Annotated in this window: 25 protein-coding genes and 1 pseudogene; 13 read left to right on the top strand and 13 right to left on the bottom strand. The window is 64.6% G+C overall.

What is annotated here, in order from left to right; translation table 11 throughout:
- Nucleotides 1–10: 10 nt before the first annotated feature.
- Entirely contained in the window at nucleotides 11–796 is a 786-nt protein-coding gene (locus tag N1031_RS16445; RefSeq protein ID WP_259480839.1) for a maleate cis-trans isomerase family protein, read from the bottom strand.
- A gap of 111 nt (nucleotides 797–907) precedes the next feature.
- Here N1031_RS16445 and N1031_RS16440 point away from each other — a divergent pair, with 111 nt between their 5' ends.
- On the top strand, nucleotides 908–1,843 hold the full coding sequence (locus tag N1031_RS16440; protein ID WP_259480838.1) for a LysR family transcriptional regulator: 936 nt from the start codon (nucleotides 908–910) through the stop codon (nucleotides 1,841–1,843).
- Here the strand turns inward: N1031_RS16440 and N1031_RS16435 are convergent.
- From N1031_RS16435 to N1031_RS16425, 3 genes are read right to left on the bottom strand one after another with little or no spacing between them, the layout of a single operon-like run.
- Entirely contained in the window at nucleotides 1,835–2,155 is a 321-nt protein-coding gene (locus N1031_RS16435) for a YciI family protein (RefSeq protein WP_259480837.1), read from the bottom strand. The two genes, N1031_RS16440 and N1031_RS16435, sit on opposite strands and share 9 nt — an antisense overlap.
- Nucleotides 2,145–2,885, bottom strand: coding sequence for an SDR family NAD(P)-dependent oxidoreductase (locus N1031_RS16430; protein WP_259480836.1), 741 nt, complete (start codon nucleotides 2,883–2,885; stop codon nucleotides 2,145–2,147). The genes N1031_RS16435 and N1031_RS16430 overlap by 11 nt, the downstream gene beginning before the upstream one ends.
- A gap of 26 nt (nucleotides 2,886–2,911) precedes the next feature.
- The gene (locus N1031_RS16425; protein ID WP_259480835.1) at nucleotides 2,912–3,748 is read right to left on the bottom strand and encodes an SDR family oxidoreductase; all 837 of its coding nucleotides are present in this window, start codon (nucleotides 3,746–3,748) and stop codon (nucleotides 2,912–2,914) included.
- 135 nt (nucleotides 3,749–3,883) lie between these two features.
- Between N1031_RS16425 and N1031_RS16420 the strand changes: the two genes are divergently transcribed.
- From N1031_RS16420 to N1031_RS16405, 4 genes are all read left to right on the top strand, one after another.
- On the top strand, nucleotides 3,884–4,705 hold the full coding sequence (locus tag N1031_RS16420) for a helix-turn-helix transcriptional regulator (RefSeq protein WP_259480834.1): 822 nt from the start codon (nucleotides 3,884–3,886) through the stop codon (nucleotides 4,703–4,705).
- A gap of 136 nt (nucleotides 4,706–4,841) precedes the next feature.
- Nucleotides 4,842–5,888, top strand: a complete 1,047-nt coding sequence (locus N1031_RS16415) for a zinc-binding alcohol dehydrogenase family protein (RefSeq protein WP_259480833.1) — start codon at nucleotides 4,842–4,844, stop codon at nucleotides 5,886–5,888.
- A gap of 80 nt (nucleotides 5,889–5,968) precedes the next feature.
- Nucleotides 5,969–6,487, top strand: a complete 519-nt coding sequence (locus N1031_RS16410; protein ID WP_259480832.1) for a YbhB/YbcL family Raf kinase inhibitor-like protein — start codon at nucleotides 5,969–5,971, stop codon at nucleotides 6,485–6,487.
- Complete coding sequence (locus N1031_RS16405; protein WP_259480831.1) at nucleotides 6,484–7,188, top strand: SDR family oxidoreductase; 705 nt, start codon at nucleotides 6,484–6,486, stop codon at nucleotides 7,186–7,188. Before N1031_RS16410 ends, N1031_RS16405 begins: the two co-directional genes overlap by 4 nt.
- A gap of 23 nt (nucleotides 7,189–7,211) precedes the next feature.
- On the opposite strand, the gene N1031_RS16400 is transcribed toward N1031_RS16405, so the two are convergent.
- Nucleotides 7,212–7,583, bottom strand: a complete 372-nt coding sequence (locus N1031_RS16400) for a winged helix-turn-helix transcriptional regulator (protein WP_259480830.1) — start codon at nucleotides 7,581–7,583, stop codon at nucleotides 7,212–7,214.
- Between the two features lie 114 nt (nucleotides 7,584–7,697).
- Nucleotides 7,698–8,495 carry an SDR family NAD(P)-dependent oxidoreductase gene (locus N1031_RS16395; RefSeq protein ID WP_259480829.1) on the bottom strand — a complete coding sequence of 266 codons (798 nt, stop codon included), beginning with the start codon at nucleotides 8,493–8,495 and terminating at the stop codon, nucleotides 7,698–7,700.
- A gap of 64 nt (nucleotides 8,496–8,559) precedes the next feature.
- Here N1031_RS16395 and N1031_RS20525 point away from each other — a divergent pair.
- Nucleotides 8,560–8,748 (top strand): annotated as a pseudogene (locus N1031_RS20525) (TetR/AcrR family transcriptional regulator); the annotation flags it as partial.
- A gap of 3 nt (nucleotides 8,749–8,751) precedes the next feature.
- Nucleotides 8,752–9,129, top strand: coding sequence for an SbtR family transcriptional regulator (locus tag N1031_RS16390; RefSeq protein WP_259480828.1), 378 nt, complete (start codon nucleotides 8,752–8,754; stop codon nucleotides 9,127–9,129).
- A gap of 1 nt (nucleotide 9,130) precedes the next feature.
- Here N1031_RS16390 and N1031_RS16385 read toward each other — a convergent pair whose 3' ends face one another.
- The gene (locus tag N1031_RS16385) at nucleotides 9,131–9,739 is read right to left on the bottom strand and encodes a TetR/AcrR family transcriptional regulator (protein ID WP_259480827.1); all 609 of its coding nucleotides are present in this window, start codon (nucleotides 9,737–9,739) and stop codon (nucleotides 9,131–9,133) included.
- 81 nt (nucleotides 9,740–9,820) lie between these two features.
- Between N1031_RS16385 and N1031_RS16380 the strand changes: the two genes are divergently transcribed.
- Together N1031_RS16380 and N1031_RS16375 are read left to right on the top strand one after the other, a co-directional pair.
- Complete coding sequence (locus N1031_RS16380; RefSeq protein ID WP_259480826.1) at nucleotides 9,821–10,672, top strand: MBL fold metallo-hydrolase; 852 nt, start codon at nucleotides 9,821–9,823, stop codon at nucleotides 10,670–10,672.
- A 68-nt stretch (nucleotides 10,673–10,740) separates the two neighbouring features.
- Complete coding sequence (locus N1031_RS16375) at nucleotides 10,741–12,114, top strand: MFS transporter (protein ID WP_259480825.1); 1,374 nt, start codon at nucleotides 10,741–10,743, stop codon at nucleotides 12,112–12,114.
- A 6-nt stretch (nucleotides 12,115–12,120) separates the two neighbouring features.
- Here N1031_RS16375 and N1031_RS16370 read toward each other — a convergent pair whose 3' ends face one another.
- Nucleotides 12,121–12,933, bottom strand: coding sequence for a helix-turn-helix transcriptional regulator (locus N1031_RS16370; protein ID WP_259480824.1), 813 nt, complete (start codon nucleotides 12,931–12,933; stop codon nucleotides 12,121–12,123).
- A gap of 505 nt (nucleotides 12,934–13,438) precedes the next feature.
- On the opposite strand from N1031_RS16370, the gene N1031_RS16365 reads away from it, so the two are divergent.
- The 3 genes from N1031_RS16365 to N1031_RS16355 all read left to right on the top strand — a co-directional run bounded on the left by N1031_RS16365 (nucleotide 13,439) and on the right by N1031_RS16355 (nucleotide 16,568).
- Nucleotides 13,439–14,512, top strand: coding sequence for an L-dopachrome tautomerase-related protein (locus N1031_RS16365; protein ID WP_259480823.1), 1,074 nt, complete (start codon nucleotides 13,439–13,441; stop codon nucleotides 14,510–14,512).
- Entirely contained in the window at nucleotides 14,509–15,546 is a 1,038-nt protein-coding gene (locus tag N1031_RS16360; RefSeq protein WP_259480822.1) for an NADPH:quinone reductase, read from the top strand. Before N1031_RS16365 ends, N1031_RS16360 begins: the two co-directional genes overlap by 4 nt.
- A 497-nt stretch (nucleotides 15,547–16,043) precedes the next feature.
- Entirely contained in the window at nucleotides 16,044–16,568 is a 525-nt protein-coding gene (locus N1031_RS16355) for a DUF4265 domain-containing protein (protein ID WP_259480821.1), read from the top strand.
- Between the two features lie 10 nt (nucleotides 16,569–16,578).
- Here the strand turns inward: N1031_RS16355 and N1031_RS16350 are convergent, their stop codons facing one another.
- Nucleotides 16,579–16,842, bottom strand: coding sequence for a hypothetical protein (locus N1031_RS16350; protein WP_259480820.1), 264 nt, complete (start codon nucleotides 16,840–16,842; stop codon nucleotides 16,579–16,581).
- A 157-nt stretch (nucleotides 16,843–16,999) separates the two neighbouring features.
- Between N1031_RS16350 and N1031_RS16345 the strand changes: the two genes are divergently transcribed.
- The gene (locus N1031_RS16345) at nucleotides 17,000–17,872 is read left to right on the top strand and encodes a hypothetical protein (protein ID WP_259480819.1); all 873 of its coding nucleotides are present in this window, start codon (nucleotides 17,000–17,002) and stop codon (nucleotides 17,870–17,872) included.
- 196 nt (nucleotides 17,873–18,068) lie between these two features.
- Here N1031_RS16345 and N1031_RS16340 read toward each other — a convergent pair whose 3' ends face one another.
- From N1031_RS16340 to N1031_RS16325, 4 genes are all read right to left on the bottom strand, one after another.
- Nucleotides 18,069–18,401 carry a helix-turn-helix domain-containing protein gene (locus N1031_RS16340; RefSeq protein ID WP_259480818.1) on the bottom strand — a complete coding sequence of 111 codons (333 nt, stop codon included), beginning with the start codon at nucleotides 18,399–18,401 and terminating at the stop codon, nucleotides 18,069–18,071.
- A complete protein-coding gene (locus N1031_RS16335) occupies nucleotides 18,398–19,501 on the bottom strand; it encodes a tyrosine-type recombinase/integrase (RefSeq protein WP_259480817.1) in 1,104 nt (367 codons plus the stop codon). Before N1031_RS16335 ends, N1031_RS16340 begins: the two co-directional genes overlap by 4 nt.
- Before the next feature lie 73 nt (nucleotides 19,502–19,574).
- Entirely contained in the window at nucleotides 19,575–20,204 is a 630-nt protein-coding gene (locus N1031_RS16330) for a tetratricopeptide repeat protein (protein WP_259480816.1), read from the bottom strand.
- Nucleotides 20,205–20,337: 133 nt separating this feature from the next.
- Nucleotides 20,338–20,886 (bottom strand): DUF3887 domain-containing protein, encoded by a 549-nt coding sequence (locus tag N1031_RS16325; RefSeq protein ID WP_259480815.1) that lies wholly within the window; start codon nucleotides 20,884–20,886, stop codon nucleotides 20,338–20,340.
- Between the last annotated feature and the right edge of the window lie 44 nt (nucleotides 20,887–20,930).

Genomic DNA, 20,930 nt, shown 5'->3' with positions numbered 1-20,930 from the left:
CTGGGGGGGGTCAGTGTGCAGCGAGGAGGCTGCCAAATCCGGCATACCGGTCGGTGATGCCCATTTTGCGGAGCGCGTTCCAGTAGATGGCGGTACCGACCGCGAAGACGGGTTTGTTAAGCCGTTCCTCCATCGTGGCAGCGACCTGGGCGAAGTGCAGATTGGTGCCGAGCTGAATGATGGCATCGGGCTTGTGCGAGTCGGCGACCTCGACGGCGCGTTCCAGCGTCTCCGCGGTCTGGGAGGCGACCTCGATGATGCTCTTGCACTTGAGGCCTTCGATGTGCACGACGTCGTAGCCGCGATCGGAGAAGTACGAGGCGGCCTGCTTCTCGATGATCGGGTAGTAGGGCGTCACCAGGGCGATCTTTCTGGCCCCGACGGCCTCGAAGGCAGCTTCTGCAGACTGAGCGCCCATCGTGACGGGCACTCCTGATACCTCTTCGAGGTGCTCTTGCAGCGCGAAGCTGCCCTTGACCCCGCCCATGAAGCTCTGGGAGGACATGCCGAGGATCAGATGGTCGATGAGTGCTTCGTTGAGTCGTCGGACGGACTCGTCGAGGTTCGCGGCGACGTGCTTCATGATGATCGCCCAGTCCTCGTCGGCGTCGATCGACTGGTTGGGTACGTAGTAGCGGTCCACGGCATTGATCACGCCGGCGGGTCGCATGTCCATCATCTCGTTCTCGACGATGACATTGGGCCCAGGCGTCATGATGCCGATGACGCCGCGAGGTCCCATCGAGTTGACGTAGCGCGTGCGGTCGTGAGTGGTGCCGGTGATGGTGTCGGTCATGATTCTCCTCGTCGAGATGTGTCGGTCGTTCGACGCTATCGACGGCCTCTTTGCGCGGACCCCGCTCAATGCGGATCATCTACATCCGAAAATCGGATGTAGGGTCGAGCTATGCAGCTCGGCTGGATTCGCTCGTTCGTCGCCGTCGTCGAGCATGGGGGATTCGTCCGCGCGGGCTTGCACCTTCGCCGGGCGCAGTCCAGAGTGAGCGCAGACGTGGGCAGCCTTGAGCGTGAGCTCGGAAGCGTGCTGGTCGAGCGGAGTCGAAGGCCTGTCACGCTGACAGCGTCGGGGGAGGCCTTCCTCGGGCATGCTCGGGACATCCTGTCGAGCTTCGACAAGGCGCGCGTCGAGGTGGCCGCGCTGGGAGGCGAGGCGTATGGCGCCGTTCGGCTGGGGAGCATCTCGAGCGTGGCGAGCCTGGTGCTGCCCGACGTCCTGGAACGGTTCTCCCGCCTGCATCGTGCCGTGTCCGTCGATGTCATCGAGATGCCGACCGCTTCGCTCGCGGAGCTGCTGTTCACCGGCACCGCCGATCTGGCTCTGATCCCTCGCGCCCACGTCGAGTCCTTTCCGGAGCTCTCGTGGACCGAGCTGTGGACGGAGCCGCTCCTGGTGCTGGTCCACACCGGCCATGACCTGGCAGGTGAGGGCAGCGTCGGCCTGTCGAGTCTCGCCGGGCTCGACATCATCACTCCGGGTGACGGACGGAGTGCCGGAGGGATATCGCCGGAGATCGGTCATCTGCTTTCCCGTGCTGGGGTGGTTCCGGCGTCGAGTCGACTCGTCGCTTCACCGAGCACCTTGGCTTCGATGGTGCGAGCGGGATTGGGTGTGGGGGTGATGAGCGCCCTGGGTGTGTCGCTCGTGGGCGAAAGTGGGCTGGCGACTTTGGCGATCGAAGACGATCACGCGGTGAGGCGGGTGGTCATCGCTCACGTGGCCGGCAAGAAGCTCTCCCCGGCCACGCTCGAGATGGAGCGGTTCATACGGGACTACACGGGCTTTCGCGGCGACCTGCCGATTACCCTTCAGCGCTCAGAGTGACCGTTCCTTGCCTGACCCGTAGTCGAGCGGATTCCAACCGGTCTCGGCCGTCACGGTGGCCAGTCCCTCGCGGAAGAGGGGGTCGTTCTCCGCGAACTCGGCGGCTGAGCGGTCGTCCGTGAAGACGGCCATCGCGCGCGTCACGAGCGGCTCGTCGGTCTCGTTCTCGGTGTTGAGGAGGCCGATCAACCAGAGGCCTTCGAGGGTGTCGACATGGGCGCGGTGTCGCGGGTACGCGGCGCGGACGGCTGATTCTCGGTCTTTTGTCCAGCTGTACTCCACGACATGGAGCGCCCGTCTCTCAGGTGGCAAAGCGCGCCCCCAAGCCGCCATCCACATCCCAGGATGCGCCGGTGACGAAGCTTGCCTCCGGTGATGCGAGGAACGCGACCACCGAGGCGATCTCCTCCGGTTCGCCGACCCGCCCGAGGGGTTGGACGCTTTGAAGGTGCTCCCACGCCGCCTCGGGGTCGGGGCGCTCCTGGTACTGCGCGACCATGGGTGGCGTGCGCACGTAACCGGGACACACGGCATTCACGCGGATTCCGTCGGCGGCCAGTTCCAGCGCCATCGATCGTGTCAGCCCCAGCATGCCCGACTTGGCCGCGGCGTAGGGGAACAGTCCCTTCCGGGTCAGGTGGGCGTGGATGGAGGCGATATTGACCACCGAGCCGCCGCCGGCGCGGAGCGCGGGGAGCGCGGCGCGGGTGCACAGCCAGGCGGCTTTCAGGTCGACGGACATGAGCGCGTCCCAGTCGCTGCTCGTGAGGTCGTCGATCGACGCCGCCCGTCCCACACCCGCGTTGTTGACCAGGACCTGCACCTGTCCGAGCTCGCGCTCGATGGCGCCGAACGTGTCGACTATCTGCTGTTCGTCGCCGACGTCGCACGAGAAGAAGCGGTGTCCGGCTCCGAGCCTCTTCGCCGCGGCGCTCCCGGTCTCGATCGAGCGCCCGAGCATGGCTACGGCGAATCCGCGTTGTGCCAGCGATGCCGCGATGGCGAATCCGATCCCTTGCGTGCCACCGGTGACGACGGCCACGCGAGGGGAGTCGGATTCCGTGGGTGTCATGCGCTGGCCAGATCGGTCGTCGCTGCGCTCGCCTTCTGCGCGTCGATGTCGGCCAGCCGCTCGGCGAGAGCGTCGCGGATGTACTTCTGCGAGTCGCTGCCGGTCACGAGGCGCAGCGGAGCCGGGGACACATCGACCGAGGCGATGATGGCGGCGGCGACCTTCTCGGGGTCGCTGACCGAAGGCAGTGCCGGGTTCTGGATGCCGCGGCTCATCGCGGCGGGGGTGCCGTCGTAGGCTTCCAGCGGGGTGGGGAGCTGGGAGCTGTCGACACGGAAGCCGGTCGCAGCGCTGCCGGGCTCGACGATCGTGACCCCGATGCCGAACGGGGCGAGGTCGCGGGCATTGCCCTCCATGAAGCCCTCCACGCCCCACTTGCTCGCGTGGTAGAGCGACGCTCCGGGGTTGGTGGCTTGGCCGCCGTAGGTCGACACCTGGATGATGCGACCGCCGTTCTGCTCACGGAGGTACGGCACCGCGGCGCGCAGCAGCTGGATCGGCGCGATCAGGTTCGTCGCCAGCTGAGCCTGAATCTGCTCGTCGGAGAGCTCCTCGGCGGCGCCGAAGAGGCCGTAGCCGGCGTTGCTCACGATCACGTCGATGCGCCCGAGCTCGGCGAAGGCGCGCTCGACGACGGCGCGGAGCTCCTCAGTGTCGGTGACATCCAGGTGAGCGGTCCAGAGCGCGTCGCCGTAGGTGGCGGCGAGATCGTCCAGGGCTTCCGTGCGTCGTGCGGTCGCGGCCACGCGGTCGCCGCGGCGGAGGAGCTGCTCGGTCATCAGGCGACCGAATCCGCTGCTGGCACCGGTGATCAGCCAGGTACGTCGTTCCATTTCGATTCCCTTCGTTTAGGTTGACGACCTCATCGTGCGCCCGGCTCGGCGGGGCATCCAGGCCTCGGGATTACCTAGTAAAAGCGGGGGCAGGCTGAGCGGTGCGCGAGGTGCACGCGGCCGTATCGTGATCGCATGGAGAAGGACAACCTGCTCGGAGAGTTTCTGAGGGCTCGCCGCGAGTTGATCCGACCGGATGAGGTCGGGCTGCCCTCCGGGTCGCGCCGTCGCGTTCCGGGGCTGCGGCGTGAGGAGGTCGCCACTCTGGCGGGGATCAGCGCGGAGTACTACCTGCGGCTCGAGCAGGGTCGAGACAAGCATCCCTCGCAGCAGGTCCTCGACGCCCTCGGCGATGCGCTGCTCCTGGATCGAGAGAGCCGGGCTCACTCGAACGAGCTCGCACGCGACAGGGGACGACGTCGGCCCGACCGTGCACATGAGTCGACGTCGGTCGTGCCGAAGGGGATCGCGCTGCTGCTCGAGACCCTGAACGTCCCTGCGTTCGTGATGAACCGCTACCGAGACGTCCTGGCGGTGAATCGGATGGCGTCCGCCCTCGAGCCGTCATTGCAGGTCGGACGGAATCGATTGATCTCGCTGTTCACCGACGAGATCGCCCGGTCGTACCATCCCGATTGGGAGTCGAGCACGGCCTCCGTCGTGGCCCAGCTCCGCGCCGACATCGGCACGGATTACAGCGATCCGCGATTCCAGTCCTTGGTCGGGGAGCTGTCGCTCCGGAGCGATCGCTTCCTGATGCTGTGGTCGCGTCATGAGGTGCGCATCGGCGGGTCCGACGCGGCTCTCATCGACCATCCCGAGCTCGGCCGGCTCCATCTCCTGCGGGAGAAGCTCTCCATAGACCCCGAGGGGCTCGTCCTCGTCATCTACCACGCGGCGCCCGGGTCGGCGTCGGCGCACGCACTCGAGCGCCTCTTCTCTGAGACGCCACCCTGAGCGCGGTGGTGGCCCTCTCTGGGGCACGACGACCTCTCTCGACCTGGCGATCCTCGAAGTGGACGCAGTGCATCGGTATCTAAGGGGTACTCGATGCCCTTGCGGGTAACCACTATCCCGGGAGAAGCATGAGGTCATGACCAGTACACGGAACCCAGAGCAGCCGCTGCCCTCGTCGATGGCGGCGGTCGGCTACAGCGCCAACCGACCGATCGATGCGCCGGATGCGCTTATCTCCAGCACCATCCCGGTACCGAAGATCGGCCCCCACGACCTCCTCGTCGAGGTGCGTGCCGTCAGCGTGAACCCCGTCGATGTAAAGCAGCGCGCCCACGCGAACCCCGGCGGATTCCGCGTGCTGGGATACGACGCGGCTGGCGTCGTGGTCGCACGAGGCGAGTCGGTCACCCTGTTCGAGGAGGGTGCCCACGTCTACTACGCGGGAGCGATCGACAGGCCCGGTTCCAACGCGCACTACCAGGCCGTGGATGAGCGTATCGTCGGACGCAAGCCGGCTTCCCTCTCCTGGGCCGATGCAGCCGCCTTGCCGCTGACCGCTCTCACGGCGTACGAGGCGCTGTTCGACAAGCTCCAGCTGACCGAGACGAGCTCGGGCACGCTCCTGATCGTCGGAGCTGCAGGCGGGGTCGGCTCGATCATGATCCAGCTCGCCAAGGTGCTCGCGCCCCGGGTCCGTGTGATCGGGACCGCTTCGCGTCCCGAGACGCAGGACTGGGTGCGGTCGCTGGGTGCCGACGAGGTCGTGGACCACGCCGGGGATCTGGCGGAGAACGTCCTCGCCGCAGCGCCGGACGGCGTTGATTGGATCTTCACCGCCGCATCGGCCAAGCCCGGCGCGGTCGACTCGTACGTGCGGATCGCCAAGCCGTTCGGGCAGATCGTCGCTATCGACGACCCCCACCACCTCGACGTCGTCAGCCTCAAGGGCAAGGCGCTGTCGTGGCACTGGGAGTTCATGTTCGCTCGATCGCTCCGCCAGACAGCCGACATGATCGAGCAGCACCGCATCCTCGACCGTGTCGCCGAACTCGTCGACGAGGGGCGCGTCCGCACGACAGCCACCGAGCGTCTCTCGCCGATCGGCCCTCAGAACCTCATCGCCGCCCACCGGATCGTCGAGTCGGGTCGTGCGATCGGCAAGGTCGTTGTCTCCGACGAGTGACGCGACCGTCCCCCTGCCGCCACTAACGTCCGGTGCGCACCCGTGCGTCGGCCCACTCACGAATCCAGAAGGAAAATACTATGACCACTCCTTACGATCACCTGCCCGCCGTTCCCGCGCTGACCCTGACCAGCGCCGATGTTGAGGACGGCGGCGAGTTCGCGACCGCGCAGTACTCCGCGATGTTCGGCGTGCCGGGCGGAGAAGATCGCTCGCCCCAGCTCAGCTGGAGCGGTGCGCCGGAGGCGGCGAAGAGCTTCGTTGTCTCGGTGTACGACCCCGAGGCGCCCACGCCGTCGGGCTTCTGGCACTGGATGGTCGTCGACCTCCCCGCTGACACGACCGAACTGCCCTCCGGCGTGACCGAGCTTCCTGGCCAGGCGTGGACGGTGAAGAACGATGCACGAGCTGCGCAGTTCATCGGATCGGCGCCGCCCGCCGGTGCGACCGACCACTACGCCATCGCCGTGCAGGCCCTCGATGTCGCCAGCATCACCGAGCTCGGACTCGACGCCGAAGCCACGCCGGCCTTCGTGTCGTTCAACATCCTCCCGCACGTCGTTGCCCGCGGTGTCATCACCGTGATCGGACGGCGGTGACGTCGCTCCGAGGGCGTCGGGTCCTGATCGTCGGTGGCGGCTCTGGGATCGGTCGTGAGATCGCGTCCCGGGCCGTCGCCGACGGCGCCGATGTCGTCATCGCGGGCAGACATCCGGAGAAGGTCGAGGTGTCCGCAGGCATCCGCGCCATCGCGCTGGACCTGACCGATGAGTCGTCAATCGAGCGCGCCGCCGCCGACCTCGGTGCGATCGACGCGATCGTCGCCCTGGCCGCCGATCACGCCAACGGACCGCTCGTGACCCTTGACGTCGATCGCGTGCGACGTGCACTCGACGCGAAGGTGGTCGGACCGATCCTCCTCGCGAAGCACTTCGCCCCTACAATGCCGGAAGACGGCGCGATCGTTCTCTTCTCCGGTGTTGCGGCCAGCCGGCCCAGCCGCGATCTGGTCGTGATGGCGACCGGGAATCGAGCCGCCGAGGGGCTCGCTGACGCACTCGCCGTCGAACTCGCGCCCATCCGCGTCGTCGCCGTCTCGCCCGGCATCATCGATTCAGGGGCGTGGGACACGATGGGAGCAGAGCAGAAAAGCCGATTCTTCGCCTCCACCGCGGCTGCGAACCCGGCGCGACGCATCGGGTCCCCTCAAGACGTCACGGACGTGGTGATGCTCGCACTCACCAACCCGTTCCTCACCGCGACGACCATCCACATCGACGGCGGAGGCCGACTGGCTTGACTGCCACGCGGCGTTCCCGCTCCTCAGTGTCGGGTGATGGTCTCGTTCACCCAGTCGCGCAGGTGAGCGAGCGGGGACGCCGCGCTCACACCTAACGGGGTGAGCGAATACTCGACACGGAGCGGCACCTCCGCGAACACGACCCGATTGACGAGAGAGGCACTCTCCAGACGCTTCAGCGTCGCGGACAGCACCTTCGGCGTGACGCCCTCGAGCGTGCGCTTCAACTCCCCGAACCGGAGCGGACCGTCCTCCAACGCACCGATGGCCAGCGCAGTCCACTTGTTCGCCAGAAGATCGAGCATGTCCCGGCACGGACACGCCGCCGCGTACACGTCATTGCGATCGCAGGCGGCTTCGTGAGGGGAGTGCACGTGTTCGGCGAGCAGTGACATAGGTTGCTCCTTACCGGTATAAGAATAGCTCTAAGTAGCCAATGTATACCAACCCGGAACTCGAGGGTCGGGAGAGCTCTGACGAGGTCCCCGGCGCTCGAGTCCCGTTCGAGCTCAGCGAGTTCGGGGGTCGGTCTGCGGTGTGCCGAGCTGGTTGCCGCCGTTGACTCGGATCGTCTGACCCGTCATCCAGGCGCTGTCGTCGGAGAGCAACATCGCGGCGACGGCCGCCTGGTCGTCCGGTGTGCCCAGACGTGCTGCGGGCATCAGGCTGAGCATCCACTCGCGCATCTCGACCGGCATCAGATCCATGCCGCCGGGTGTAAGGGTCACCCCGGGCGCGACGCAGTTGCTGCGGATGCCCTGTTTTCCCCAGCGAGACGCCGTGTTCTTCGAGAGGGCTTCGATTCCTGCCTTGCTGACGGCATACGCGAGCCTGACAGGTTCGCCCAAGTAGACTGCGTCGGAGACGGTGTTGACGATGCTGCCCCCGCCGCGTGCGAGGAGATGGGGTACTGCGTAGCGGATGCTCCACATGTACCCGGTGAGGTTGACCGTAAGGGTGTTCCACCAGATGTCGTTCGGGATGGTGACGGCGTCGGTGTCCTGGGACTGCATGCTCGGCCTGAGGTCGGCAGCGTTGTTGAAGAGTCCATCGAGTCCTCCGAAATCGGACGCGACCGAATCGATGAATGCCTGGATCTGCTCTTCGACACCAATGTCGACAGAATATGCGCGAGCGGTTCCGCCAGACGCGGTGATCTCGTCTGCAGCCTGGGCTGCGCGTTCGGTGTTGAGGTCGCCGATTGCGACGATCGCGCCTTCGCTGGCTATGCGCTTGGCGGTCGCCAGTCCGATGCCGGACGCGGCGCCGGAGATGGCGATGATCTTTCCCTCGAGACGGGCTGTCATGGTGCTCCAATCTTAAACGGACGAAAGTGTCCGATTCCGAACTCTACGCCCGGTGCTGTTGGCTATGTGCATGGTTGAGTCGAGAGGACCAGGCTCGCGAAGCGATGCTCGGGCGAATCGCGCACGGATCTTGGCTGCGACGAGAGAGGTCGTCGCCGAGCACGGGGCGGGCGTTGCAATTGATGTGATCCTTCGGAAGGCGTCGCTAGGAAGGGGTACCTTCTATCGCCACTTCCAGGATCGAAATGCCCTATTCGTGGCGCTCTACGACGAAGCACTCGATCGGCTGACGGCGGTGGGGCAGGATCTCCCGCCGGAGCAGAGGCTGGTGGCGATCATTCGAGCGGCCGCGCCGATGCAGAAGGAAGTCTTCCCTTTTGCCTCGGCGCTGAACCGGACCGCGCCGGAGCATGTGCTCCGCGAGATCGACCGCCGATTCGGACAGATCATCCGGGAACCGCTCTCTGCGGCGAAGCGGGCAGGGCTGGTCCGACCGGACCTGGACGCGGACGACATCATCACGCTGCTGACCATGATCGGTGGAGCGTCCGTTTTCCGTCCTGACGCAGATGAGCCGCGACACAGGGGCAAGGCCCTCCGCTTTGTGCTGGAGTCGATCGTGCGCCACCCCTGAGTCAGCGGCCCAGGAAGGTTCGCATCTGCTCGAGTGCTAGGTCCAGCTCTGCACCAATGACGGCGAAGTCATCCTTTTCGAAGCATGACAGCAGCGCCTTCTCCCAGGCCTGCAACATCAGAGCGCACTGCATCCCGGCGAGAAGGGAGTCCCCTCGGTCAGGTGATCGCTCGAGCAGGGCTGACCGCAAGCGTGTGATCCATTCGTCCTGCTGCTGAAGATGCCGTCTCCGCAGCGCCGGCTCGGCCCGATTGACGCTCATAATCACGGCGATGGTCGTCGGGTCCTCGGCGACGGCGGCGACGGCGACATCGAATGCTCCGCGGAGCGCCTCAAAGGCTGTCTCCGCGGAGGGCCGCCGGCCTAGCGCGGCGGCTATGGCGGGGCCCATTGCTTCGACACGTTGCAGGACGGCGTCCTCCTTGGTCGGGAAGTACCGGAAGAAGGTTCGCTCGGACACTCCGACCGTTGCAGCTATTGCGGCCGCGGTTGTGTTCGCGAAACCCACCTCCCGAATGGAAGCCAAGGCTGCTGTCATGAGTTCGGCACGAATCGCGTCACGCATCCGCTCCCTGACGCCCCCCGAGGGGGTCACCTTCGAGGTTTCCATCACGACAGTTTATCTGCCATAGTCTCTCACTGTCGATATGGCATTGACTGACACGAAGGCAGTCACAGAGATTGGAGCAACATGGCCGACACGATCCAGATCGGTGACTTCACCGTCACCGTGCTCACCGACGGTGCGTCATACCTGCCGCCGTCCGCGTACCCCGGTGCCGACTTCTCGCAGTATCCGGGTCTGCTGGACGATCACGGAACCCACAAGATCCGCATCGGCGCCCACCTCGTGCAGGGGCCGGCGGGTACCTTCCTCATCGACGCCGGGGCTGGTGAACTGGTGCTCCCCTTCCCCCCGGAGCTCGCCGCCGCGAACGACCTCCAGGACCCGCCCCCGAACATGGCCTCCGCCGGTGCGCTGCCGAGTGCCCTGACCGACGCCGGCGTCACTGTCGATGAAATCGAGCACATCTTCATCACGCACCTTCACCTCGACCACGTCGGCTGGCTGATGAAGAACGGCCAACCGTTCTTCCCGCGCGCGACCGCGTACTTCGGTCGCGAGGACTGGGCGGAGCTCGTCGACAACGTCCCCCAGGACGACCCGGCACGAGTTCTCATGCATGAGGCCGAGAACGCTGGCATTCTTCGAACGTACGAGCCGGAGGACGTCGAGGTGCTTCCTGGCGTGACAGCCATGCACGTCCCCGGGCACACCCCGGGACACATGATGATCCAACTCGAGTCCAAGGGCGAGAAGCTCTGGTTCGTCGGAGACCTCATCGAGCACCCGGGACAGCTCACCGACTCGGGCATCCACTTCATGACGGATGTCGACCGTGACCGAGCGGCGAGCGAGCGAGCACGCCTCTTCGCTCAGGCGAAGGAGGAGTCGATCGTGATCGCTGCTGCCCATCTCGACAACCCCGTGTTCCGGCGCATCAGCGCCGATGACACCTGGACTGACGCCACGCACAACTAGCCGCACGCCCAGCGCGGTGCCCCTGGCCGCAACCCGAGGGGCGCCGCGCCGCCGAAGAGAGTTTCCCCATGGCCGATCAGCCGAAGACACCCCCGTTTCCACGGCGTCTTGCCGTACCGATGGTAATCGGGGCGGTGCTGAACCCTGTCAACACCTCGATCATCGCCGTCGCTCTGGTGCCTATCGGGGTGGCTCTCGGGGCCCCCGCCGATGAGACGGCGTGGCTCATCTCAGCCCTTTTCATCGCGACCGCCGTTGGTCAACCTCTCGCCGGCCGGCTCGCCGACACCCTCGGTCCTCGCAGGCTGTACCTCGCGGGCGCCATCCTCACAGTGGTGGCCGGGGTCATCGGCGCGCTGGCGCCGACGATCTGGGTCTTGGTCGGGGCTCGCGTTGTGCTCGGGCTTGGCACAAGCGCGGCTTACCCCGCCTCGATCGCCATGTTGGGTCAGGAGAGCAGACGAAGCGGACGGCCAACGCCAGGCTCAGTCCTGACACTTCTCGCGATCGCAGGCCAGACCGTGGCCGTCGTCGGTCCGACGCTGGGTGGTGCACTCATAGAGCTCGGAGGGTGGCGCGCCACGTTGGCTCTCAACGTCCCTCTTGGACTACTCAGCCTCATTCTCGGCGTTCTCTGGTTGCCTCGAGATCGACCGCGGGGAACCGGCACCGGTGCTGGTCCGCGCGTTGATGTGGTCGGCGTCCTCCTCTTCACCGTCACGCTCGTGACGATCCTCATCTTCATCAAGCAGCCTTCCGCAATCGGGCTGTGGCTGCTCGTGGTTGCCGTTGCGGCCGCCGCCTGCTTCGTCGCGAGGGAACTCCGGACCGTCGATCCGTTCATCGACCTACGTGTCCTTGCCGGGAGCGGACAGCTGCTCGTGGTCTATCTGCAGATGTTCCTGTCGGCGATCGTCACGTACTCGTTCATCTTCGGCTTCACTCAATGGTTGGAGGGTGGACGGGGACTCAGCCCCGCGGTCGCCGGGCTGATCCTCCTTCCGTCGTTCGCATCCGGACTGCTCATCGCTGCTGTCACGGGCAGGAGCAAGCGCTTCAGAGGCAAGTTGGTGGTCTCGGCCGTTGCTCAGATCGTGGGCGTGATCATGCTGCTTCTGGTCCGCGACGGTGCCGAGTTGTGGTACCTGATCCTGATCGCGATCGTAATGGGGATACCCCAGGGCCTCGTGAACGTCGGAACACAGAGCGCTGTCTATGAGCTTGCAGACCAAGAGAAGCTGGGGGCAGCAGCCGGGTTGCTGCGCGCGTTCATGTACCTGGGAGCGATTACATCATCGGCACTCGGTGGCATCGCATTCTCCGGAGGCCACGGAGCTGATCAGCTCCGGCTTCTCTCGGTGATGATGCTGACATCTGCGTTGCTTTTCGGTGTCCTACTGTTCGCGCGAAGGCCGGGCCAGCCCGCGGTGGCGCGGGACTGACGCTGGTTACGCGCTCCGCGCAGCCTGTCCCAGCTGTCCGCGATGAAGAACGATCAGGACAAGTCCCCGGTCACCCGGCACCTGAAACGCCTGCTGCGTGAACGAAGACTCTTCCCCATCTGAGGTCACGAGATCGACTTCTGTCACCACCGGTGGGGCAGCCAGATGGTTTCCCCACAGTCCACGGAACGTGGCGTCACGCAGCGACAGGACACCAACCAGATCATGAAGCTCTGGGTCACCAGGGTCGCTCGAGTAGCGAAGAGCAGCAGCAGTCGTCCGAGCTGAACGCTCCCACTGCAGGTCGCATCGCTTCCAGTCGTCGCCGAACACGACCAAAGCTGCGTTGGATCCGGGCTCCCATCGACCGGGCAGTTCGGAACGCGCCGACTCATTGGACATTCGGATACCAAGATTCCGGTCCACGATCATCGCGGGCGTGGAGGGCCACTGCGCCAGCATCGATCGCAGACCCTCATCTACGGCCGCTGCGAGTTCCTCCGAATCCTGCAGCCTTACACCTCCGGACTGTATTCGAACCAGCCGATGCATGTACTCAACGCCGTCACTGCCCAGCCTCAGCGCCCGAGCCAGCGCCCGCAGCACCTGATCTGAGGGTTGATGGTCGCGACCCTGCTCAAGGCGGATGTAGTACTCCTGGCTGATGCCGGCGAGACGCGCCACCTCATCGCGACGTAGTCCAGCGACTCTCCGCTGTCCGATTGCGACCAGATTGACGTCCTCGGGGCGCATAGAAGCTCTCCGCGCCTTCAGATAGTCGCCTAATGGTGATCCCGTGCCCATCGATTCCTTATTCATCACGAATGCCCACTGGAGATCATCTCATTCGGCGACCGGTGATGCTTCGGTCAAATGACTGCGATGTGGAGCGTGAGCAGTGCCGTAGACGGCGGACGCCGCGACCAGTTTTCACATTCCCATTCGCGCGTGTAGATGGCTAGTGACACAGTCGCAGCGGTGGCGATCATGGCGAGCATGTGGCGGGCAAGTCGCCGTGAACGAAGTGCAGGTGAGATCCGATCGTGTGGCGCTCAACGCGTCCGCCCCGTCTCTGTCTTGTATGCAAGCTGGCCATGCCGGGGTTAGGTTGCCCGTGCCGACAGCGCTCCGGGACTGCATAGCCCTGGAGAGAGCAGGCTGACCACGGTCATCACTTCTAGCGTCTCCCGTATGGACCTTCGCAACCGCCACTGGCCTAACCCGCGTCGGACGGTCCATTTCACCCGCCTTGAGCCGGCCGTTACCTCATCAACCCCCGAACCGATTGTCATGGTGGCCGGCCCGACAACAGAAGGAGTTTCGCATGAACCGTCCTACCTCGCTCGGATCCTGGGTCGCCGACGACTACGACGTGGTCGCGGAGATCGCGGATAACATGCCCACTGGACTGACGGTGGCGGACGACGGACGTCTCTTCGTGTCGTTCCCGCGGTGGGGCGACGACGTCCCCTTCACCGTCGCCGAGATCGTCGATGGCAGGCCCATCGCGTATCCGGACCTCGAGAGCAACACCTGGACCGAGGGAGACGGTTCGGGGCGCCTGGTCTCGGTGCAGAGCGTCATCGTCGATCCGAACGGTCACCTGTGGCTGCTCGACACGGGCGCGCCGAGCTTCGAGCCCTTCGTCTCACACGGCCCGAAGCTCGTGGAGATCGACCTCAGCACTAACAGGGTCGTCCGGGTGATCGAACCCTCGCAGGACGCGATGACGGCGACCACATACCTGAACGACGTGCGCTTCGACTTCTCGCGCGGAGACGCCGGCGTCGCCTACATCACGGACTCCCAGGCCGTGGGGGCCCTGATCGTCGTCGACCTCGCCACAGGAGAATCGTGGTCCCGGCTGAGGGGGCATACGTCTACCAAAGCCGTCGACCAGTTCCGGGCGGTCGTCCAGGGGGTGGTCCGCGAGGGCTACCGGGTCGGGGCGGACGGTATCGCCCTGAGCGCCGACGGGTCCCGTCTCTGGTACTCGCCGCTGTCGAGCAGGCGCCTGTACTCGGTGTCCACCGCCGCTCTGCTCGACCGCGAGCTCTCTGAGGACCTCGTGGCCGCCACCGTCACCGATCACGGCGACAAGAGCGCGTCGGACGGCATGGAGTCCGACACCGACGGCAACCTCTACGTCACCTCCTACGAGCACTCCGCGGTCCTCAAGCTCGATGCCCGCGGTGTCTGGTCGACCGTGATGCACGGCCCCGAGCTGCTGTGGCCCGACACTCTCGCTCTGGCTGCGGATGGGAACCTGTACCTGAGCGTGAATCAGCTGCCTCGGTCGCCGCTGTTCAACGGGGTGGACGATCGTGTCGGGCCCTATCTCATCGTCCGGGCTCAGGTGCACGCGGCTCCGATCCGGCTGACGAAGACCTCCGCATGAATGCAATCGTCCACTTCAAACCGGGCGACGCTGATGTCCTTGAGCTCATCGACCGTCCGCTCCCGGATGTCGGCCCAACTGACATTCGGGTCAATATCAAGGTCGCTGGGGTCAACCCGACAGACATTGATGCACGCCGCAGTCGCACCGGAAAGATACAGCACTTCCGCGAGCCTCATGTTCCCGGCCAGGACGGCGCTGGCGTCGTCGATGCGTTTGGCCATGATGTCCAGGGTTTCGCCGTCGGTGATCGCGTCTGGGTGTGGGATGCGGCCTGGCGGCGCCATGAAGGCACCACGCAGGAATACGTCGTCCTGCCGTCCCATCAGGTTGAGCATCTCCCCGCCGAAGCCACCTTCGACTTGGGTGCATCTTTGGGTATCCCTGCGCTGACGGCACACCGGGCCCTAACGAGCTTCGCCGATGGTCCTGCCGAACTCATACCCGGTGCGCTGCGTGGGAAGACCGTTCTCATCCAGGGCGGGACCGGTGCCGTCGGGCACAGTGCCGTACAACTCGCAGTGTGGTCCGGCGCGGAGGTAATCACCACCGTGGGTGACTCCACCAAGGAGGCTCTCGCGCGAACTGCCGGAGCGCACCATGTCATCAACTATCGGGACGGAAACATTCGCGATGAGATAAAGCGAGTGCGTCCCGGGGGAGTGGACATCATCGTCGAGGTGAATGCTCGTAGCAATCTGCCTACGGACATGTCCGTCATCGCCCCGCACGGGGGAATCTCTATCTACACGGCGGGTGGCGGCGAGACGCGCGTTCCTTCGTATCAGGCGATGACAAAGAATGTGCAATTTTCTTTCATTCTTACCTATACGACGGCCCAGGTGCAGAAGGAGGCTGCACTCCGATCCGTCGGATTAGCCGTCGCGAGCGGGGCCCTGAACGTAGGCTCGGATGCAGGTCTGCCGATAACGAGGTTTCCGCTTTCCCAAGCGTCGGCAGCGCACCTGGCAGTGGAGCGTCACGTCACAGGAAAGGTACTTATCGACGTTGCAACGGGCGGTGGCCCCGCCTGAGTCATTGCTGCTCGGTTCGTGGCGCGGAGGCAGTCGGTTGCGGGTACTACGGTGCGTGGTTGGCATCAACGATTCCGACCACGCACCCACGGGCCGGTCCGCGCCATTGCCGGCTGCGATGATCGGTATTGCGGGAAGGCGTGAAGGAGCGGCACAGTTGGCGCTATGCCGCGATTCGTTCCACTGCCTGACAGGGACGGTCCTGCTGGAAGCGCACGGATGTGGATTAATCCCGAACACGTCGTCTCGGTCGTGCCGAAAGTGCACCGAGACGGCACCCACCACATTCTGCGGGTTGAGATTCTGGGCACGCCGGCCTTCGACACATGGCTGGGTGAATTCGACTCTGGAGCTGACGCCGACACGCGTTGGGGGGAATTCCTGCACGACCTCGGCGACTAGCCGGCTGCTAATCCGTAGTGCTGGTAGCGAGCAATATTCGAGTCCATGGTAATCCCTGGCGTATAGCTATCGAGGCCGCCCGTCAGAGTCCAAAGATGCCGATCTATCGCCGTCATGCCAGCAAAACTGCGGAGTGGTCTGGGCGGGAACTCGTGCCATCGCCACTGGCTGCGGAGTCCGATTCCGAGGTCTGGTTCGCTCTCCCTAGGGAGGGCGACGGGGACCAAATCTGGGAAGCGCTGAACGGCCGGCTCACTGAGACCGGGCTCGTCGAGGTTCGTGCTGCTCCAGCCCTCGCCTATGGGGTCGCCTTTGGTGACAGGGTGAGCGTGATCCGCTCCGCAGAGGGCTCACTTGTTGTGAACGAGATTCGCGAGCGGGGTTCGTTCGGAGCGTTCCGGATCTGGCTTGGTGAAGATGAGGCGCTTACTACGAAGTGGAAATCGGTTGCCGAGAAGTATCGGGAACTCGGCTGTCTCATCGACGTCTATTCGGAGAAGTTGATTGCGCTTGCGTGCCCGGAGGACAGAATCACGACAGTCCGCGATGCTCTTGAATCGCAGGCGTCAGAGTCAGGTCTGATTTGGGAGGAGAGTTCCTTCCCGCCATCGGCGCTATGAGGCCAACGATTCACCGAAATTCTTGGCGGGCGGCTGTGTAGCGAGCGAACTCGACTGCGTTCTCGTTGGCGTGTTTTGTGGTGCCTTGGTAACTGTAGGCGAAGAGTTCTGCGACGAGTGGTGCGGGCATGGCGGTGACGAGGTCGTCGAGGGCCCGGTTTCGGGTGGCGAGTGGGTTGAGGCCAAGTTCGCGGATCTGGGTGAGCAGATAGCTGTGGGTGATGTGGTGGCCGGCCTTGCCTCCGGGAAAGACCCAGGGGGGAGTGGTCGGCATTTCTTGTTCTGGCTGGTGAGCGGTGGGCGAGGTGCTGATCGATCAGAGTGGCGAAGAGCGCCGGGAGCTCGTTGGGCTGGGCGTCGAAGGTGATGGTCATGCCGTTCGGCTCTCTTTGGACGGCATCGGTCGTGAGTGAGCAGACGCGTGAGAGTGGTTGTGCGAAGAGCAGCAGGAGCAGGGCCGCAACTCGGGTGGAGACCGGGATGGTTGTGTTCTCAAGACAGTTCCGGATGCCGTCGAATCGGTCTTCTGGCGTCAGGCGCCTGCTGCTGCGCGCGGATCGATGCGGGACGACAAGTGGCGGACTGAGTCGTTCGTCCACGGCGAAGATGATGAACGTGCGGATGTTGAATCTGGTCGTTGGTCCGCTCGAGAGCCAGCGGTCGATGTCGCTTTGGGTGCAGGTGGACAGTGTGTGATTGGCGTCGTCCGTGAGCCAGGCGAGAAAGGTGATCGCTGCAGTGATCTCTTGTTTCGCGTTGTGAGTCGCGGCTTGGCTGGTCGTGTCGGCGGACGATCGTTTCCGGATGCTGCGGAGGTGATGCCAGCGGGCGAATTGTTCGACTGGGCGGCGCATCGTGGCGTCGGTGATCGGTGCGAGTTTGTCGGCGAGCCAGCGTTCGAAGCGGGCGAGGGCGTCGTCTCGGGGCGGGAGTTGTCCGGTGTCGATGAGGATGGCGCGGATGTGTTCCATGTGGCGGCCGGGAGGGAGTGCGTCGAAGGCTTCGTGGGTGGGCGAGAGGGTGCCGCTTCCGAGCTGGGTGAGGACGTCGATCACGCCGGGGTGTCGCATCCAGGTGATGATGCTCTCGGGACGGTCGGCGGTGACCAGCGATTCCAAGAGCGCCATCGCGGTTGGCTTCGCGGCGCCGTCGGGGATAAGGAGACCTGCGAGGTCGATGCGGAGGCTGCAGCGGGCGCAGGTGCCTTTGCGATAGCGGGGTTGTTCTTCGCGGCAGGTCCCGCAGTGGAACTGGGTAGGAATGCCGGCGCACTCAACACAGATGCTCCGGCCCTGCGTGTCTAGTCCGGGCAGCATCCGGTCGACGCCGCATCCGGGACAGGTTCCGCGGGTGTTGGTGGCGGCGGTGAAGCAGATCCCGCAGAGATCCCTGTCGGGCCAGCGGGCGGCGATCCTGTTGCAGTCGCGGCCGCAACGGTCGCAGTGCAGGTTCCCGGTCGAGCGGGGCCGACCTCGTCGTTCAGCCGGCCTTGGCTGCTGCTTAGTCATCGCTGACGACGCGTGCCCGTCGTGGGCGGACCTGGGTGTTGAGGTCGATGACTTCGGAGTTCACGATCTTCTTGGTGGGCTTCGCGTTCTCGGCGGTGACGGTGATGAGTTCGGCGGGGGTGCAGCCGAAGATGTCGCAGAGCGCCGAGAGGATCGGCAGGGAAATGCGTTCAGGCCGGTTCGTGACGAGGCGATAGACCTGTGAGGCCGACAGGGTGATGCCGCGTTCTGTGAGGTGGGAGGCGAGGTCGGTGGTGTTGTGCATCGCGTTGCGGGCCATGAGCTCGGTGAGGTGCCACTGGTAGTCGACGGCACGGCTGGTCATGGTGTGGGGGCCTTCCTGTTGAGGGCGTCAGTGATGGTCTGGTCGAGCACGCGGCGGAGTGTTCGGGTGCGGTAGTCGCTGGAAACGGAGGTGTAGAGACCCGTGGTCGAGGCGTATTCGTGGCCGACTTGCCGCTGGACGAAGAGAGCGTCGTAGCCGTCCTCGATCAGGTGCGTGACGTAAGAGCGGCGCAGCGAATGGAAATCGAGTCCGGGGGAGAGGGCGAGCTCGTCACGGTAGCGGCGGAACCTCGGGCTAAACGCTGCCTCGGCGACCAGGGTCCCGCGTTCGCTCGGCAACAGTTCGTGGCCATCGGTCATCCGGGTGCGGCCGCGTTCCTCCCACTCGTCGAGGATCTCGGGCGTCCAATCGAACACCGTCAGAACACTGCGGCGTTTCGGCGCCGAACCCTTCATCGCCTTGCCGTGCCGGACGTTGAAAACACCCTTCGACCCCAACTCCCTCGCGTGCCGGTTGCGGGTGAAATCGACGGTCTCGAGGTGACGGACCTCGTTGCGGCGAAGACCGTAGGCATAGGCGATCTTGAACACGACACTGTCTCGGAACGCCGGCAGCCACCCCTTCCTGTTGTGACGGGCGATGCGGATCGTCTCGTCGTCGGCGCGGTCGAACAGCGATTGCAGCTCGACCTTTGTGAAGGCTCGCTTGCCCGGGCCTGCCTCGGCCTCCTGAACGTGGGTCGCGGTGTTCCACTCGAAGCAGACCTGCGTCGGGTGAGTGCCGAACAGCTCGAGGCAGACCCTCGTCCAGCCGTAGCCGGGGTCGCTCACGTAGCCGCAGAACAGGCTCAATGTGTTCTGATAGTTCCGGAGAGTCGTCTGCTTGACCCCGCTCGTGGAGCGGAGATCTCCGAAGAACTCGTCGACGAGTGCGGGTGACCAGTTCCAGGGATGCTCATTCGTGAAGGCCAGGAAGCGGGTAATGATCTGCTCCCGCTGCGCGATCGTTTGGAAACTCAACGCCCGTGACAGTTGCTGATTCCGCCACCCATCGAGCATCTCCTGGACGATCTGATCCTCAGGGTGAAGCAGAGTGATCCGAGGCGGGGGAGAAGCAATCCCTCGGAAATCGACGGTCATCGTAGGCCTCCGCAGTGCATCAGTTGCATGATTATTGCATTTGATGCACGATGACTAAAGTGTCGAAAAATACTCACCTACTAAGATGCTTCAGATGTCGGAGCGTGGCCTTCTCCACTTTCACCAGTCCGACGTCTTTGTGGCGGGGGAGTTGGGGTCCGCTGGCTGCCAACTCGAGAGCCTTCAATGCCAGCGAGCGGGCAGCATTACGATCGCCAACACGCTCAGCGATCCGAATTTGAGCCAGGTGCCAGCGGAAGAGGGTCGAGTTGAACTTCAACTGGTCGCGGCTCATCCACGAATCGAGTAAGGCGCGAGACTCGTCGAGATCGTTTGGTCGCCCTGAGTCGAGGAGGACTTCGGCGAGAGAGATCTCGGTCGCACCAGATGTGCCACTGAGCGAAGGTTGCTCGATGATGACTTTTCGAAAGTACTTGATCGCTTCTTCCCGATCGCCTCGATGCGCAGCGATCTCCCCGAGGCTCTCCCATGCCGACACGGTTTGAAAGAAGTATGTGCCTTCGGCGATCGATCGATGAAACAGCTCTACGGCATCGCTTTCACGACCGCCGCCCAAAAGTCCGAGCGCTTTGATCCTCAGATACTGTTGACGATTTGACCTGAGAGCTCTTCGGAGCTTGGACTCGAACAAATCTCGGGTGTCTGCGTCCCACTCGGGACCTCTAAACCAGTCATCGCTCACAGTCGGATCATCTCGGCTCGTGGGGGATGAGAGGCAAGACGCGCCGAGACTGAAATGGTGCGATTGCATCAGATGCAATAATGCTCATTCTTGTTGACATAATGTGCATTATCGGTGGTTCGGAATCGATCTGTCAGAAGAGGCGGTCCGGAGCGTCGTCCGCGAGCATCAGGATGCCGATCACGCGGCCGGCGGAGTCGTAGGCGACGCGGCCCGTGAGGTCGTCGCGAGCGAAGTGCAGCGCGGTCTGGAAGACGTGGGTGACCAGCTGGCGATGCGCCCAGCGTTCGATCGGCGTTCTGCCGTCGGGCTGCTGGGGAACGGCGTTCGCGCAGCCGACGAAGGCTCCGGATGCGCGCACGGCATCGGCCCAGGCGCCCAGCAGCTTCCGCTTGGTGAGCGCCCGCGCGCAGCTGTAGCTCATCATCGTGCGAACGGATTCGTAGTCGCCCGCGGACAGCGACTCGAACAGCTGCGTGGTGCGCAGTGCGAGCTGATCGCCGGACCGGCCGGTCTCGTCGCCGAACCGCGTGAACGCCGCCTGGCGACTCGTCCCGAGCGCATCGCCGATCTCCCGCCACGATGCTCCGGCGGCGCGGGCGGCCGTGACCGACTCGCGAAGGCGGTTCTCCGACGCCTTCAAATCGGCCGCGGCCCGGCGGATGTCCAGAGCGGGATCCATCATCTGAGGATAGTTCGGGAGATGTGAATTGTCAAGCTATCTTG

The sequence above is a fragment of the Herbiconiux moechotypicola genome (assembly GCF_024979255.1).
GTDB lineage: Bacteria > Actinomycetota > Actinomycetes > Actinomycetales > Microbacteriaceae > Herbiconiux > Herbiconiux moechotypicola.
This window is presented reverse-complemented; position numbering and strand designations above follow the sequence as displayed.